Consider the following 16,260-nt stretch of genomic DNA (forward strand, 5'->3'; position numbering starts at 1 on the left):
TCTCCTCGCGGGGACGGGTCGGACGGGGTCGGTGGCACGGCTGCCCGGTGATGATGCGCCCGACGGCGTCCGGGGAAACGTGTGGTCCCGCCCGTACCGGAATCCTGGCGGATTCCGGACGGGCGGGACCACGTGTTCCGCGACGGGGGCCGGATCAGCCCTCGTCGGTGGCGGCCGTGACCGAGGACGGCGCCTGCTGGGCGGCCGCCGCGGTCTTCTTCGACGTCGCCTTCTTGGCCGTGGCCTTCTTGGCGGTCGTCGTCTTGGCCGCCTTCTTGGCCGTGGCCTTCTTCGCCGTCGTCGTCTTCTTGGCCGCGGTCTTCTTGGTGGCGGCCTTCTTCGCCGTCGCCTTCTTGGCCGTCTTGCGGGCCGCCGCCTTCTTGGCGGGGGCGGCCTCGTCGGCGGCCTCCGCCTCGGGGGCCTCCGCCGCCGGTGCCTGCTCCGCCGGCTCCTCCGCCTGGCCCGACGGGACGACCATGACGGCCGTCTCCTCGGACGCGGTGGCGGTGGTGGGCTTGCGCACGGCCCGACGCCGCGGACGGGCCGGAGCGGCGCTCTCGGCGGCCGTACCGGACGGCTCCGTGCTCGCCTCGGCGGCCACCGGTGCCTCCGCCGCCGACTCCGGCTGCGGGGCCCGCTCGGCGGGGGCGGCCTCGGGAACCGTCACCACGGCGGCCTCGGCGCCCGCGGGCGAACCGGCCGGTGCGGACACCTTCCGGGTGGCCCGACGGCGGGTACGGCCCTTGGGCGCGGCCTCCTCGGGAGCCGGTGCCTCGGTGGCGGCCGGGGCCGGCGCACCGGAGACCGCGTCCTCGACGGCTGCGGGCTCGGCCAGGATCTCGGCGGCCGGCTCCTGGACGACCGGACGCTCGACCTCCTCCTCGGCCGTGACGTCCTGCGCCGTCGGTGCCTCGGCGCGCCGGGCCTCGCCCTTCGCCTTCGGGGCGCCCGCGGGGGCAGACGCCCGTCGGCTCGCGCGACGCCGGCCCCGACCGCGCGTGGCGGCGGCCTCGGCCTCGGCGGCGCTGCTGTACAGCTCCTCGTCCGGGACGAAGTCCGGCGCGGGGAGCGCGACCGGCTCGGCCACCTCGGCCGCGACCTCGGCCTCGGACTCGGTGTCCGCCTCCTGCTCCGCCGTCGGACCGGTCTCGACGCCGGCCGCGTGCTCGTGCTCGTGCGGCTGGTCGGCTCCGGCCCGCGCCCGCTTGCGGCGCTTGCTCCCGCCACCGCCGCCGGCGGCCGAGGTCGGCTGGTCCAGGTGGACGATGACGCCGCGGCCGTTGCAGTGGACGCAGGTCTCGGAGAACGACTCCAGCAGCCCCTGGCCGACCCGCTTGCGGGTCATCTGGACCAGACCCAGCGAGGTCACCTCGGCGACCTGGTGCTTCGTACGGTCCCGGCCCAGACACTCCAGCAGGCGCCGCAGCACCAGGTCCCGGTTGGACTCCAGCACCATGTCGATGAAGTCGATGACGATGATGCCGCCGAGGTCGCGCAGCCTGAGCTGGCGCACGATCTCCTCAGCCGCCTCCAGGTTGTTCCTGGTGACCGTCTCCTCGAGGTTGCCGCCCTGTCCGGTGAACTTCCCGGTGTTGACGTCGACGACGATCATCGCCTCGGTCCGGTCGATCACCAGCGAACCGCCGCTGGGCAGCCAGACCTTGCGGTCCAGCGCCTTGGCGAGCTGCTCGTCGATCCGGTAGGTGGCGAAGACGTCGACCTCGCTGGTCCACCTGGACAGCCGGTCGGCGAGGTCCGGCGCCACGTGCGCCACGTAGCCGTGGATGGTCTGCCAGGCGTCGTCGCCGCTGACGACGACCTTGGAGAAGTCCTCGTTGAAGATGTCGCGCACGACCCGGACGGTCATGTCCGGCTCGCCGTAGAGCAGCGAGGGCGCGTTGGAGCTGCCGCTGCCCTTGGCCTTCTTCTGGATCTCCTCCCACTGACCCTGGAGCCGCTCCACGTCGCGGCGCAGCTCCTCCTCGCTCGCGCCCTCGGCGGCGGTGCGCACGATGACGCCCGCGTCCTCGGGGACGATCTTCTTGAGGATGGTCTTCAGCCGGGAGCGCTCGGTGTCGGGGAGCTTGCGGCTGATACCGGTCATCGAGCCCTCGGGCACGTAGACCAGGTAGCGGCCGGGCAGCGAGACCTGGCTGGTCAGACGGGCGCCCTTGTGGCCGATCGGGTCCTTGGTGACCTGCACGAGGACCGACTGGCCGGACTTGAGGGCGGACTCGATGCGACGCGGGCCGTTGGCCATGCCCAGCGCCTCGAAGTTGACCTCGCCGGCGTAGAGGACGGCGTTGCGGCCCTTGCCGATGTCGATGAAGGCGGCCTCCATCGACGGCAGCACGTTCTGCACCTTGCCGAGGTAGACGTTGCCGACGTACGAGGTGGCCTGCTCCTTGTTGACGTAGTGCTCGACGAGCACGCCGTCCTCCAGGACGCCGATCTGGGTGCGCTCGCCGTGCTGGCGGACGACCATGACGCGCTCGACGGCCTCGCGGCGGGCCAGGAACTCGGCCTCGGTGATGATCGGGACGCGTCGGCGGCCCTGCTCGCGGCCCTCCCGACGGCGCTGCTTCTTGGCCTCCAGGCGGGTGGAGCCCTTGATGGACTGGACCTCGTCGGACGGCTCGGAGCTCTTCTCGCGCGCGGGCCGGGGCTCGCGGACCTTGACGACGGTGCGCTCGGGGTCGTCGGTCGACGGCTCGCCCTCGCCGGAGGCGTCCCCGGCACGGCGGCGGCGACGACGGCGACGACGGCTGCTGCTGGAGCCGCCGCTCTCCCCGGAGGCGTCCTCGTCCTCCTCGGCGTCCTCCTCGACCTGCTCCGCGGTGTCCTCGGCGTCCTGGACGGCCTGCTCGGCACCGGTGTGCTCGGTCTCGTCGGCGGAGTCGCCCCCGTCGCCGTCGGCGGAGTCGCCCCGGCGACGGCGACGGCCGCCCCGGCGCCTGCGGCGGCGGGAGCCGGAGTCCTCGGAGCCGTCGGCGTCGTCGTGCTCCTCGCCCGACTCGTCGGCGTCGGCGTCGGCGTCGGTCTCGGCCTCCGGCTCGTCCTGCGGGACGGCGGCGGTGGCCCGCTCCTCGGCGGCCTCCTCGGCGGCGGCGCCCCGGCGCTTGCGGCGGCGACGCGACCCGGCGGACTGCTCCTCCGGGAACTCCTCGGTCTCCTCGGGCACCGGTGCCGGAGCCGGTGCCGCCCCGGCGGCCTCGGCGGCGGCCTCGGCGGCGGCACGCTCGGGCGTCTGGAACTTGGGCTCGGCGAAGACGGGTGCCTGGAACACGGCCACGGCGGGACGCGACGGACGCTTGGGAGCGTCGTCCTCGCCGGACGCCCCGGCGGTCTGCGCGGGCGCGGCGAAACCGGAGGCGGCCTTGCGGGTGGACCGGCGGCGCGCTCGGCGCGGAGCGGCGTCCTCGACGGGCTCGGCGGGCGCGGCGGCCTCAGCCGGCGTCTCGGGGGCCGGGGCGGGCTCGCCGGTCTCGGCACTGGTCTCGGCGGGCGCGTCGGTGGCGGCGGCCTCGCGGCGCGTGGCGCGACGGCGACCGCGGCGCGGAGCGGCATCCTCGACCGGCTCGGCGGGCTCGGCCTGCGCGGCAGCCTCGGCGGGCGCGGCATCCGCCACCTGAGCGGAGGACACCTCCGCCACGGCCGGCTCACTGGCCGAGGTCACACTGCGCGTGGCACGACGACGACCACGACGCGGAGCGGCGTCCTCGACCGGCTCGGCGACGGACTCGGCCTGCGCGGAAGGCTCGGCAGGCGCGGCGTCCGCCACCTGAGCGGAGGACACCTCCGCCACAGCCGACTCACTGGCCGAGGTCACACTGCGCGTGGCGCGACGGCGACCGCGGCGCGGAGCGGCGTCCTCGACCGGCTCGGCGACGGACTCGGCCTGCGCGGAAGCCTCGGCGGGCGCGGCGTCCGCCACCTGAGCGGAGGACACCTCCGCCACGGCCGGCTCACTCGACGAGGTCACACTGCGCGTGGCACGACGACGACCACGACGCGGAGCGGCATCCTCGACCGACTCGGCGGGCTCGGCTTGCGCGGGAGCCTCGGCCACGGGGGAAGCCGGGACGACCGTCTCGGCCGCCTCCTCCGACGCCGGAGTTCCGGCGGGTGCGGAGGCACGACGCACGGCACGGCGCCGCGGACGAGCCGCGGGCGCGGGCTCCGGGGCCGTCTCGGCAGCCGGAGTCTCCTCGGCCGCCGTCTCGTCCGTCTCCTCCGCCTCGTCGGCCGGGGCGGTCACCGCGGTCGCGGTGACGGTCTCCGCCGGTGCCTCGGCACCGGACGGGGGGCCCGCCGGGCGGGACGCGGCCCTGCGCCGTCGACGCGGCGGCAGGGTGTCGCTGGGGGTGTTCGACTCGGTGTCCGTCGAGGTGGTCGAGGACCCGGTGGGTTCGGTCGGTTCGAGCATGCGGGGGTTTCTCCCGTCAGGCTCCCGGGCGCCGCGCCTGGTCCGGCATCGACCTGGTCGACCGCCGGTGACGTCCGCGGCTCGCGCTGTGCGCGGTCGCCGCCGTCCGGGGCGCGGGCGCCGCTCGGGAGCTCTCCGTGTCTTGTCTCACCGGTTCCGTACCCCTTGTCGGGCACGGCCTGGCGAAAGTCTTGTGGTGGGTGCGCTGCCCGACCCAGGTGGCTCCCGAGTTCGAGGGCGGCGCTACGACGCCCGTCCCTGCGCGGAACCTTCCTTACGCCGACGCCTTCGCGGCGGCGGAAGCGGCGGCCGGTTGCGGCTCGGGCGCTTCTGCCTCGCGGTCGGGCGCGAGCGGGTCGGTCACCGCTCCGGTCTCTTCATCGAACAGCCCCTGCGCCAGCCTGGTCACCGCTGCGGGGACCGGCGGCGCCAGGTCGGCCACGGCGCGAAGACCGGACAGGACGTCGTCGGGTCGTACGGCAGGCGTCACGTGCCGAACAACCAGCCGCAGTATCGCACAGGGCTGGTCGGTCGGCCTATCAACCGGTGAACCGTGCGTGGTGGAACTCTCCAGGTGCACGACGGCGGAGCGGGCGTCGAAGGTGCGCACGCCGTTCTTCGTCCGGCGCTGGACCTCGACGGCCTCGGCCGAGTTGAAGGCCGCCACGGCGCGATCGGCGTCCGCGGCCTCCACTCCGTCCAGCCGCAGCTCCCACACGGAAGCCGTCAGCCGGTCGGCGAGCCCGGAGGTCCGGGCCTCGACCGCCTCGACGATGTCGAGCCCGGTGGGGAGCGACTCGTCGAGGAGCAGTCTGAGCTGCTCCGGGTCACGCGCTTCGGTGAGCGCGATCTCCAGGTACTCCGCCTCGCTGCCCGTGCCGGTGGGTGCGGCATTGGCGTACGACACCTTCGGATGCGGCGTGAACCCCGCCGAGTACGCCATGGGCACCTCGGCTCGGCGCAGCGCACGCTCGAAGGCACGCTGGAAGTCACGGTGGCTGGTGAACCGGAGGCGGCCGCGCTTGGTGTAACGCAGTCGGATGCGCTGCACCGCGGGTACGGGCGGCGGGCCTTCGGGCTGTCGCTTGCCCAGTGTCGTTCAGTCCTTCGTGAGAGCGGTCGTACTACTACCAAGAGTACGTGTCTCGGCGACGGATGGTTCCCGCCGGGCCACCGGTCGAGCCTGCGGGGGGTTCCCGAAGAGCACCCGGCGCACGTCGGCCCGGGCCTGCCGCACGGACAGCCGGGCGGCGGCGAGCGCCCGCCGGGTCGCACGCCCGGCGCCGCGCGTGGCCTCGGCGAGGGGCCGCAGGACGGTGTCCCGCACGGCGTGCCCCACCGGGGTGAGGACGGCTTGGTAGACCCGGCGCGCCGGCTCGGCGACGGTCCACCGGAAGAGGGTGCCGAGGAACCGCCCGACGGCGAGCGACACGTACCCCGCGATCCGCCAGGCATGGCCGAGGGCGTCCAGGACTTCCCCGCCGATCACCGCGAGCACCCGGCCGACGGGTGCGAGCACCCACCGCCACACGGCGAGGACGGGCAGTACCAGCAGTACCCGGACGGTCCAGTACAGCGTCGTCCCGACGCCCGTGGCGACCATCCGCACGCACCGGGCCAGCCCCCGGCCGCACCAGGCGAGCGCGTGCCCGACCGGGGTGAGGACCCAGGTCCACAGCCAGAGCGCGGGGACGACGACGAGACACCGCGCCAGCACCGCCGCAACGGCGTACAGAGCACGCCCGACGGCGGCGAGCACCGCCCCCACGACCCGGGCGCACCGGGCGAGGGCGCGGCCCACCGGCGTCAGCACCCACCGGTACACCCACACCGCCGGTACGACGAGCAGCACGTTCCCCAGCCAGGCCGCCCCCTTGGCCAGGGGCACGACGAGGTACCGCCACACCCCGACCAGCGGCCACACGAAGAGGGCCCGCGCGAGCCACGCCAGCGCCCGCCCGACCGGGCGGAGCACCGTGTCCCGCAGGACCCGCCCGACGACGACCAGCAGGTCCCACGCCATCCGCACCGGGACGACCAGCACCAGGACGACGATCCGCACCGGAACGCGGATCGCCGCGGCGACGCACCCCTCCGGGTCCGAACGCCGCGGCGGCTCCTGCGCACGGCCCTGCGGCCGCTTCTCGAGCTCCATACCGGAACAGACGCCGGAAGGCGCCCTCCGGATGCGGTCAGGTGAGTTCGCTGCGGGACCAGGTCCAGCTGCCGGAGGCGGCGCTGTCCCACCGGCGCACCGGCGCACCGAAGCCGGCACCGTTGCTCGTCAGCGTCCACAGCGCGGTCCGGTGGGCACCGTCGGTGCCCTGGCCGTTGTCGTACAGCACGCCCACGTCGGTGCGGCCGTCACCGTCGAAGTCGCCCGACGTCACCTTGGACCGCTCCCAGTCCCAGCTGATCGACCCCGTGCTGTCCCACCTGCGCACCGGCGCGCCGAAGCCGGCACCGTTGCTCGTCAGCGTCCACAGCGCCGTCCGATTGGCACCGTCGGCGCCCTGGCCGTTGCCGTACAGCACGCCCACGTCGCCGCGGCCGTCACCATCGAAGTCACCCGACGTCACCTTGGACCGCTCCCAGTCCCAGCTGATCGACCCCGTGCTGTCCCACCTGCGCACCGGCGCGCCGAAGCCGGCACCGTTGCTCGTCAGCGTCCACAGCGCCGTCCGATTGGCACCGTCGGCGCCCTGGCCGTTGCCGTACAGCACGCCCACGTCGCCGCGGCCGTCACCGTCGAAGTCACCCGACGTCACCTTGGACCGCTCCCAGTCCCAGCTGATCGACCCCGCGCTGTCCCAGACCTTCACGGGCTTGCCGAAGCCGGTGCCGCTGCTGGTCAGCGTCCACAGCGCGGTGCGGTGAGCGCCGTCGCTCCCGGCGCCGTTGCCGTACAGCACGCCCACGTCGTCGCGGCCGTCACCGTCGAAGTCGCCGGTGACCACCTTGGACCGGCTCCACTCCCAGCTGATCGACCCCGCGCTGTCCCAGACCTTCACGGGCTTGCCGAAGCCGGTGCCGCCGCTGGTCAGCGTCCACAGCGCGGTGCGGTTGGTCCCGTCGCTCTGGCGGCCGTAGTCGTAGAGCACGCCGACGTCGCCGTCGCCGTCACCGTCGAAGTCGCCGGTGAACGCCTTGGAGCGGCTCCAGTTCCAGCTGCCTCCCGTGGCGCTGTCCCACACGCGCACGGGGCTGCCGAAGCCGGCGCCGTTGCTGGTCAGCGTCCACAGCGCGGTGCGGTGGGTCCCGTCGGTGCCCTGACCGTAGTCGTAGAGCACGCCCACGTCGCCCCGGCCGTCCCCGTCGAAGTCGGCGGCGGGGGTCCGCACGGCGTTCCGGGTGACCCAGTCGCGGACGTCGTCGACGCGGGCGGCGACCGCGGCGGCGGAAGCCCCTTCCGCGGAGTCGACGCCGAAGCAGCCCACCTGGTTCGAACGGCTGCTGACGGCGACGAGCGCCGGGCGGCCGTCGACGGTCCGCAGGACGGGGCCGCCCGCGTCGCCCTGGCAGACCGAGGCGCCGTCCTTGCCGCTCAGGGTCAGGTCGGCGCCGTCGACGGCGGTGACGGCGAAGGTGCCGGTGTGCCGGTCGAGCGGCACCCAGTCGGTCGCGGTGCGACCGTGACCGGCGACGGTGAGGTCCTGCCCGGCGGCGGGCGCCGCGGTGGCGAGGGCGACGGGGGTCACCCCGCGCACGGGCTGGGCCAGCCGGGCCAGCACCAGGTCGCGCTCGCCGTGCGGGCGGAGCTCCAGGACGGCCCGCTGCACGCCGCCCACGGTCGCGACGGTCTTCAGCCGGGGCGCACCGGCCGGGACGGAGAGGTCGGCGGCCGGGTTCTCGGCGAAGCAACTGGCGGTCGTGAGCACCCACTCGGGCGAGACCAGCGAGCCCGAGCAGCCCCGCTGGTGGTCACCGACCACCAGCCGGGCGGTGAAGCCCAGGCCGGCGTCGGTCGAGGGCGGGCCGACCAGAGCCTGCGCGGGCGCGACGCTCAGGAACAGCGGCACCGCGCCGAGCAGCACGGCTGCCCGTCTGAGCCGGCGCGGACGTGAAGCGGTCGTGCGTGCGTTCATTGCGATCCTAGGAGTCGGTCTCGGGAACTGGCTCGAAGGTTGCGGTACGCCGAGTGCTCTTCACGTGCTGGGCATCGCTCTTCGCGCCACGCCGGCGAAGAACACCCGATACCCGCCCCCCGCGGCCATCTAAGACCGTGCTCCATGATCCGTCCACGGGACGAACCACCCAAACTGACAGTACGTCACACCCCGGGCATGACGTACGTCACCTGCGCGACACCCGCCGTTACTTGACCGTCAACGGCAGCAGCTTCTTGCCGGTCGGGCCGATCTGGATCTCCGTGTCCATCGCGGGGCACACCCCGCAGTCGAAGCACGGGGTCCAGCGGCAGTCGTCGACCTCGGTCTCGTCGAGGGCGTCCTGCCAGTCCTCCCAGAGCCACTCCTTGTCGAGGCCGGAGTCGAGGTGGTCCCAGGGCAGGACCTCCTCGTAGCCGCGCTCGCGGGTGGTGTACCAGTCGACGTCGACGCCGAAGGGCTCCAGGGCCTTGTCGGCGCAGGCCGTCCAGCGGTCGTAGGAGAAGTGCTCGCGCCAGCCGTCGAAGCGGCCGCCGTCCTCGTAGACGGCGCGGATGACGGCGCTCATGCGGCGGTCGCCGCGGGAGAGGAGGCCCTCGATGATGCCGGGCTTGCCGTCGTGGTAGCGGAAGCCGATGGACCGGCCGTACTTCTTGTCGCCGCGGATCTTGTCGCGGAGCTTCTGCAGGCGGGCGTCGGTCTCCTCGGAGGAGAGCTGCGGGGCCCACTGGAAGGGGGTGTGGGGCTTGGGGACGAAGCCGCCGATGGAGACGGTGCAGCGGATGTCGTTGGAGCCGGAGACCTCGCGGCCCTTCTGGATCACGCGCGTGGCCATGTCGGCGATCTGGAGGACGTCGTCGTCGGTCTCGGTGGGCAGGCCGCACATGAAGTACAGCTTCACCTGGCGCCAGCCGTTGCCGTAGGCGGTGGCGACGGTGCGGATCAGGTCCTCCTCCGAGACCATCTTGTTGATGACCTTGCGGATGCGCTCGGAGCCGCCCTCGGGGGCGAAGGTGAGACCCGAGCGGCGGCCGTTGCGGGTCAGCTCGTTGGCCAGGTCGATGTTGAAGGCGTCGACCCGGGTGGAGGGGAGGGACAGGCCGATCTTGTCCTCCTCGTACCGGTCCGCGAGGCCCTTGGCGACGTCGGCGATCTCCGAGTGGTCCGCGGAGGAGAGGGAGAGGAGGCCGACCTCCTCGAAACCGGTGGCCTTCAGTCCCTTCTCGACCATGTCGCCGATGCCGGTGATCGAGCGCTCGCGCACCGGGCGGGTGATCATGCCGGCCTGGCAGAAGCGGCAGCCGCGGGTGCAGCCGCGGAAGATCTCCACCGACATGCGCTCGTGGACGGTCTCGGCCAGCGGGACGAGGGGCTGCTTGGGGTAGGGCCACTCGTCGAGGTCCATGACGGTGTGCTTGGAGACACGCCACGGCACGCCCGAGCGGTTCGGGACCACGCGGGCGATGCGGCCGTCGGGGAGGTACTCGACGTCGTAGAAGCCGGGGACGTACACCCCGCCCGTCTTCGCCAGGCGCAGCAGGAGCTCCTCGCGGCCACCGGGGCGGCCCTCGGCCTTCCAGGCGCGGATGATGGCGGTGATCTCCAGGACGGCCTGCTCGCCGTCGCCGATGACCGCGCAGTCGATGAAGTCGGCGATCGGCTCGGGGTTGAAGGCCGCGTGGCCGCCGGCCAGCACGACCGGGTCGTCGATGCCGCGGTCCTTGGCCTCCAGCGGGATGCCGGCCAGGTCCAGGGCGGTCAGCATGTTCGTGTAGCCGAGCTCCGTGGAGAAGGAGAGGCCGAACACGTCGAAGGCGCCCACGGGGCGGTGGCCGTCCACGGTGAACTGCGGGACGGAGTGCTCCCGCATCAGCGCCTCCAGGTCCGGCCACACGCTGTAGGTGCGCTCGGCGAGGACGCCCTGCTGTTCGTTGAGGACCTCGTAGAGGATCATGACGCCCTGGTTGGGCAGACCGACCTCGTACGCGTCCGGGTACATGAGAGCCCAGCGGACGTCGCAGGATTCCCAGTCCTTGACCGTGGAGTTGAGCTCTCCGCCGACGTACTGGATCGGCTTCTGCACATGCGGGAGCAGCGCTTCGAGCTGCGGAAACACGGAAGACACAGACTCGGCGGCTTCGGCAGGCATCTCACGGAACCTTCGTGTGCTGACAAGGGGGACCATCCAGCCTAACCCGGCCCGGATGGTCCCCCGTACCGCTCGTTCCCCGTACCGCTCGTCCGCCGGGTCCGGCCGGCTAGGCCGACATCGGTCTCTGCACGGTGATCGACTGGAGGAGCCCCACCGCTATCCACACGGCGAACATCGAGGAGCCGCCGTAGGACACGAAGGGCAGGGGCAGGCCGGTGACCGGCATGATGCCGAGCGTCATGCCGATGTTCTCGAAGGTCTGGAAGGCGAACCAGGCGACGATCCCGGCGGCGACGACCGTCCCGTACAGGTCGGTGGTGTCGCGGGCGATCCGGCAGGCGCGCCAGAGCACCACGCCGAGCAGGACGACGATGAGCCCGGCGCCGAGGAAGCCCAGTTCCTCGCCGGCGACCGTGAAGACGAAGTCGGTCTGCTGCTCCGGTACGAACTGGCCGGTGGTCTGCGAGCCGTGGAAGAGGCCTGAGCCGGTGAGGCCGCCGGAGCCGATGGCGATGCGCGCCTGGTTGGTGTTGTAGCCGACGCCCGCGGGGTCGAGCTCCGGGTTGGCGAAGGCGGCGAAGCGGGCGATCTGGTAGTCGTCCAGGATGCCGAGCTGCCAGACCGCGAGCGCGCCGGCGGTGCCCGCGCCGAGCAGTCCGAAGATCCACCGGTTGCTGGCTCCGGAGGCGAGCAGCACGCCCAGCACGATGATGACCATGACCATGACCGAACCGAGGTCGGGCATGAGCATCACGATCAGCATCGGCACGGTGGCCAGGCCCAGGGCCTGGAGCACGGTGCGCTGGTCCGGGTGGGGCCGGTCCCCCGCGTCGACGCGTGCGGCCAGCAGCATCGCCATGCCCAGGATGATCGTGATCTTCACGAACTCCGAGGGCTGGAGGGAGAAGCCGCCGGGGAGCTTGATCCAGGAGTGGGCTCCGTTGATGGTGGAGCCGAGCGGGGTGAGCACCAGCAGGATCAGGAAGACGGACGCGCCGTACAGGAGCGGTACGACGGTGCGCAGGGCGCGGTGGCCGATCCAGACGACGCCGACCATCAGGGCGAGCCCGATGCCGGTGTTCAGCAGGTGCCGGGTGAGGAAGTAGTACTGGTCGCCCTGGTTGAGCTCGGTGCGGTTGCGGGTCGCCGAGTAGACGAGCAGGGAGCCCATCAGGGAGAGGGCCACCGCTGCCAGCAGTATCGGCCAGTCGAGTCGCCGGGCCAGCGAGTCCCGGGCGAACAGCCGGGTCCACCCGGCCTTCTCGGGTCCGTATCCGGAGACCTGGAAGCTGTTGGCTCCGGTCATGCGCGCGTCCTCCGGCTTCCGCTCGCGCCCGTCCCGCCGCGCCGGCCCCGGCCGCCGCGCCGCCGGTGGCGGCGGGTGGCGCGGTTGTCGCCGGTCTGCGTCGGCGGGGTCGTTCCCTGCTGCTGTTCCTCGACGGGGGCGTACTCGTCCTCGGGGGAGGCCTTCTTCTCCGGCAGCAGGTCCTTGACGGCGTCCTTGGACATCTTCGGGGCGGGGATGGTGCCGTCCGCCTTGATCGTCGGCAGCTTCGCCTGCGGCCGGGGCAGCAGCGCCTTCTTCTGGTCGATGTCGCCCTCGTCCGAGACGCCGTAGAGCGCGTCGTAGATGTTGCGGACGGCGGGGCCCGAGGCGCCGGAGCCGGTGCCGCCCTGGGAGATCGTCATGACGATCGCGTAGTCGTCGGTGTAGGTGGCGAACCAGGAGGTGGTCTGCTTGCCGTGGACCTCGGCGGTGCCGGTCTTGGCGTGCATCGGGATCTCGTCCTGGGGCCAGCCGCCGAACCGCCAGGCGGCGGTGCCGCGGGTGGCGACGCCTTCGAGGGCGTCGTCCATCTTGGCGAGCGTGGTCTTGCTTATGGGCAGCTTGCCGTGCGCCTTGGGCTCGATCTCGTCGACGTGCTTGCCGTCGGGGCTGATGACCGCCTTGCCGATGGTGGGGTCGTAGAGGGTGCCGCCGTTGGCGATGGCTCCGTAGATGGTGGCCATCTGGATGGGGGTGACGAGGGTGTCGCCCTGGCCGATGGAGTAGTTGATGGCGTCACCGGCGCGCATCTTGTTGCCCTCGAGGCAGCCTTCGTAGGCGAGCTTCTCGACGTAGGAGCCGTCCTTCTTGCCCGTCTTGCACCAGGCGTCCTTGTTGGCCTCCCAGTAGTCCTGCTTCCACTGGCGGTCGGGGACGCGGCCGGTGACCTCGTTGGGCAGGTCGATGCCGGTCTCCTTGCCGAGGCCGAACTGGTGGGCGGCCTTGTAGAAGTAGTCGTTGGGCTTCTTCGGCTTCATGCCCCCGTCCTTCTTCCACTCCTGGTGCGCCAGGCGGTAGTAGACGGTGTCGCAGGAGAGTTCCAGGGCGCGGCCGATGCTGATGGAGCCGTAGCTGGCCGACTCGAAGTTCTTGAAGACCTGGCCGCCGACGGAGTAGGAGCTGGAGCAGTCGTAGCCGCCGTCGAAGTCGTAGCCGGCCTCCACGGCGGCGGACGAGGAGACCACCTTGAAGATGGAGCCGGGGGCCGCCTGGCCCTGGGTGGCCCGGTTGAGCAGCGGGTAGTTGGACTCCTTGCCGGTGAGCTTCTTGTAGTCCTTGGCGGAGATGCCGCCGACCCAGGCGTTCGGGTCGTACGTCGGGTTGGAGGCCATGGCGACGACGCGGCCGGTCTTGGCCTCCATCACCACGACCGCGCCGGCGTCGGCCTCGTAGAGCCGGTTGGTGTTGCGGTCCATCTCCTTGCGCGCGGCCTTCATCGCCTCGTTCAGCTCGTACTCGGCGACCCGCTGGACGCGGGCGTCGATGCTGGTGACGAGGTTGGAGCCGGGCACGCCGGGGTCGGATTCGGCTTCGCCGATGACGCGGCCGAGGTTGTCGACCTCGTAGCGGGTGACGCCGGCCTTGCCGCGCAGCGCCTTGTCGTACTGGCGCTCGATGCCGGAGCGGCCGACCTGGTCGGAGCGCAGGAAGGGCGAGTCGGTGTCCTTGGCCTTCTCGATCTCCTCGTCGGTGACCGGGGAGAGGTAGCCGAGGACCTGTCCGGTGTTGGCCTTGCCGGGGCTCGCGTAGCGGCGTACGGCCATGGGCTCGGCGGTGATGCCGGGGAAGTCCTCGGCACGCTCGCGGATCTGGAGGGCCTGCTTGGCGGTGGCCTCGTCGGTGACGGGGATCGGCTGGTAGGGCGAGCCGTTCCAGCAGGGCTGGGGGGTCTCGGCGTCGCACAGCCGGACCTTGTCCATGACGTCCTTGGGCTTCATGCCGAGGACGCCGGCGAGCTTGGTGAGGACGGCCTCGCCGTCGTCCTTCATCTTCAGCAGGTCGGTGCGGGAGGCGGAGACGACGAGCCGGGTCTCGTTGTCGGCGAGCGCCACGCCGCGCGCGTCCAGGATGGAGCCGCGGGGCGCGGGCTGGACGACCTGCTGGACGTGGTTGCCCGAGGCCTCCTTGGCGTACTCGTCGCCCTGGCGGATCTGGAGGTACCAGAGCCTGCCGCCGAGGGTGCCGAGGAGGGAGAGGACCAGGACCTGGATGACGACGAGCCGGATCTGGACGCGGGTGCTGCGGCCGGTCTCGGGGATGTTAGTCATGGGCGCGGCCCATTCCGTTGAGGGTGGCGGTGGGCGACGGGTGGGCGTTCGTCACTGCTGCTGCCTCCCCCTCGCCGCGTGTGTGCTGGATGTGTGCTGCCGCGTGCTCACAGCCGCTTGACCCCCTTGATGCGTCCGGCTCGGGCCACCCGGGCCCGGGCCGCCTTCACCCGCAGTCCGTTGCGCTGGTTGCCGATGCGCAGACCGGTGCCTCCGGAGAGCCAGCCGGAGGAGATGTCGGCTTTCTGGCTCGCGGAGCTGGACTCGGCCAGCGGGTCGTTCTCGGCGCGTCTGGCGAGGGCCATGATGCCGGGGACGACGAAGGGCGCGAGCAGCAGGTCGTAGAGGGCGGCCGTGAACAGCAGGCTCGGCAGGCCCACGTGGCGGGCGGCGGTGTCGCCGACGAGGGCGCCGACGCCGGCGTAGAGCAGGGTGGTGCCGATGGCCGCGACGACCACGACGGCCATGGGGCCGGTGGCGGACCTGAGCCGGCCGTTCTCCGGTTTGGCGAGGCCGGCGAGGTAGCCGATGAGGCAGAGCACCAGGGCGTAGCGGCCGGCGGCGTGGTCGGCGGGCGGGGCGAGGTCGGCGAGCAGTCCGGCGCCGAAGCCGACGAGGGCGCCGCCGACGTGGCCGTAGACCAGGGCGAGGCCGAGGACGGTGAGGAGGAGCAGGTCGGGGACGGCGCCGGGCAGGTGCAGGCGGGCGAGGACGCTCACCTGAATCACCAGGGCGACGACGACCAGGGAGGCGGACAGCAGGATCCGGTTGACGCGCATGGGGTGAAAGCTCCTACTGCTCGTTCGGCTCGGTCTGCTCGGTCCGCCCGTCCGGCGCGGTCTGCCCGTCCGGTGACTGCCCGTCCGGTGACTGGCCGTCGAGGCCGGCCCCGGCGGACGGGGTCGCGGTCACCGTGACGGTCGGCGTGGGCTTCGGCTTCGGCTTGTCCGGGAGCACCGTGTCGCGCGGGTCCTTCTGCGGGGCCTGGACGACGACGCCGACGATGTCGAGCTTGGTGAAGCTGACGAACGGCGTGACGTCGAGGATGCGGGTCAGGTCGCCGCCGGAGGGGTCGACACGGGAGACGACGCCGACAGGGACGCCCGGCACGAACGGCTTGTCGGCCTGGGAGCCGAAGGTGACCAGCCGGTCGCCCTTCTTGACCTCGGCCTTGCCGTTGAGGAGTTCGACGCGCAGCGGGCGGCCGCCCTGGCCGGAGGCGAAGCCGAGTTCGTCGCCGGCCTCCATCCGGGTGCCGACGGTGAAGTCGGGGTCGTTGGCGAGCAGCACGGTGGCGCTGTTCGGCCCGACGGTGGTCACGCGCCCCACGAGGCCGTCGCCGTTGAGGACGGTCATGTCCCGCTTGATGCCGTCGGCCGCACCGACGTCGATGGTGACGGTCCAGGAGAAGCCCTGGGCGGCTCCTATGGCGATGACCTGGGCGCCCTTGATGCCGTACTGGCCGGCGCCGGCGAGTCCGAGCATCTTGTCGAACTGCTTCAGGCGGCTGCGGCCACGCTCGTCGCTGCCGAGCTTCGCCTTCAGGGCCGCGTTCTGCGTCTCGAGCGCGGCGAGCCGGTCGTGCCGGTCGCCGGAGTCGCGGATCGCGGAGACCGCGTTGCCGACCGGGTCGACGGCGGAGGACACCCCGTTCTCGATCGGGCCGAAGACCGAGGCCGCGGCCTGCCGGGCACCGTCGACCGGTGAGTCCTCCCCGCCGCGGATGTCCACCGTGATCAGTGCGAACGCGATGGCGATCAGCAGCACCAGGAGCAGCCGGCTCTCTTTCGTGTCCCTCACGTGCGGCGGCCGTGCCTTCCTCGTCGAAATTCGGGAATCTCGGAATTTACGTGGCGGTGTTCAGGAATTCAGATGTCTCGGTGGGTGCGGTGCTCGGGGCGGTCGCGCCGCACTTGCCGTGCTTGCCGTACTGAAGCCTCTATATCAACGATCCGCCGCACGAGAGGAGATCGTCTCGTACG

At 72.4% G+C, this 16,260-nt stretch carries 9 protein-coding genes; all 9 read right to left on the reverse strand.

The window, feature by feature from the left end; translation table 11 throughout:
* Positions 1-154 precede the first annotated feature (154 nt).
* Positions 155-4,426 (reverse strand): Rne/Rng family ribonuclease, encoded by a 4,272-nt coding sequence (locus SAM23877_RS12450; protein ID WP_079030166.1) that lies wholly within the window; start codon positions 4,424-4,426, stop codon positions 155-157.
* A 274-nt stretch (positions 4,427-4,700) separates the two neighbouring features.
* Positions 4,701-5,477, reverse strand: a complete 777-nt coding sequence (locus SAM23877_RS12455) for a TIGR03936 family radical SAM-associated protein (protein ID WP_053130780.1) — start codon at positions 5,475-5,477, stop codon at positions 4,701-4,703.
* A gap of 48 nt (positions 5,478-5,525) precedes the next feature.
* Positions 5,526-6,581 carry a hypothetical protein gene (locus tag SAM23877_RS12460; protein ID WP_053130786.1) on the reverse strand — a complete coding sequence of 352 codons (1,056 nt, stop codon included), beginning with the start codon at positions 6,579-6,581 and terminating at the stop codon, positions 5,526-5,528.
* Positions 6,582-6,618: 37 nt separating this feature from the next.
* The gene (locus SAM23877_RS12465; RefSeq protein WP_079030167.1) at positions 6,619-8,511 is read right to left on the reverse strand and encodes a trypsin-like serine protease; all 1,893 of its coding nucleotides are present in this window, start codon (positions 8,509-8,511) and stop codon (positions 6,619-6,621) included.
* Positions 8,512-8,740: 229 nt separating this feature from the next.
* The gene (locus SAM23877_RS12470) at positions 8,741-10,681 is read right to left on the reverse strand and encodes a TIGR03960 family B12-binding radical SAM protein (RefSeq protein ID WP_053130792.1); all 1,941 of its coding nucleotides are present in this window, start codon (positions 10,679-10,681) and stop codon (positions 8,741-8,743) included.
* 109 nt (positions 10,682-10,790) lie between these two features.
* Positions 10,791-11,990, reverse strand: a complete 1,200-nt coding sequence (rodA, locus tag SAM23877_RS12475) for a rod shape-determining protein RodA (protein WP_053130795.1) — start codon at positions 11,988-11,990, stop codon at positions 10,791-10,793.
* On the reverse strand, positions 11,987-14,278 hold the full coding sequence (gene mrdA, locus SAM23877_RS12480) for a penicillin-binding protein 2 (RefSeq protein WP_053130800.1): 2,292 nt from the start codon (positions 14,276-14,278) through the stop codon (positions 11,987-11,989). The genes rodA and mrdA overlap by 4 nt, the downstream gene beginning before the upstream one ends.
* Before the next feature lie 107 nt (positions 14,279-14,385).
* Positions 14,386-15,057, reverse strand: coding sequence for a rod shape-determining protein MreD (gene mreD, locus SAM23877_RS12485; protein ID WP_053130803.1), 672 nt, complete (start codon positions 15,055-15,057; stop codon positions 14,386-14,388).
* Between the two features lie 13 nt (positions 15,058-15,070).
* Complete coding sequence (gene mreC, locus SAM23877_RS12490) at positions 15,071-16,078, reverse strand: rod shape-determining protein MreC (protein ID WP_053130806.1); 1,008 nt, start codon at positions 16,076-16,078, stop codon at positions 15,071-15,073.
* Positions 16,079-16,260: the final 182 nt, after the last annotated feature.

The sequence above is a fragment of the Streptomyces ambofaciens ATCC 23877 genome (genome assembly GCF_001267885.1).
GTDB classification, from domain to species: Bacteria; Actinomycetota; Actinomycetes; order Streptomycetales; family Streptomycetaceae; genus Streptomyces; species Streptomyces ambofaciens.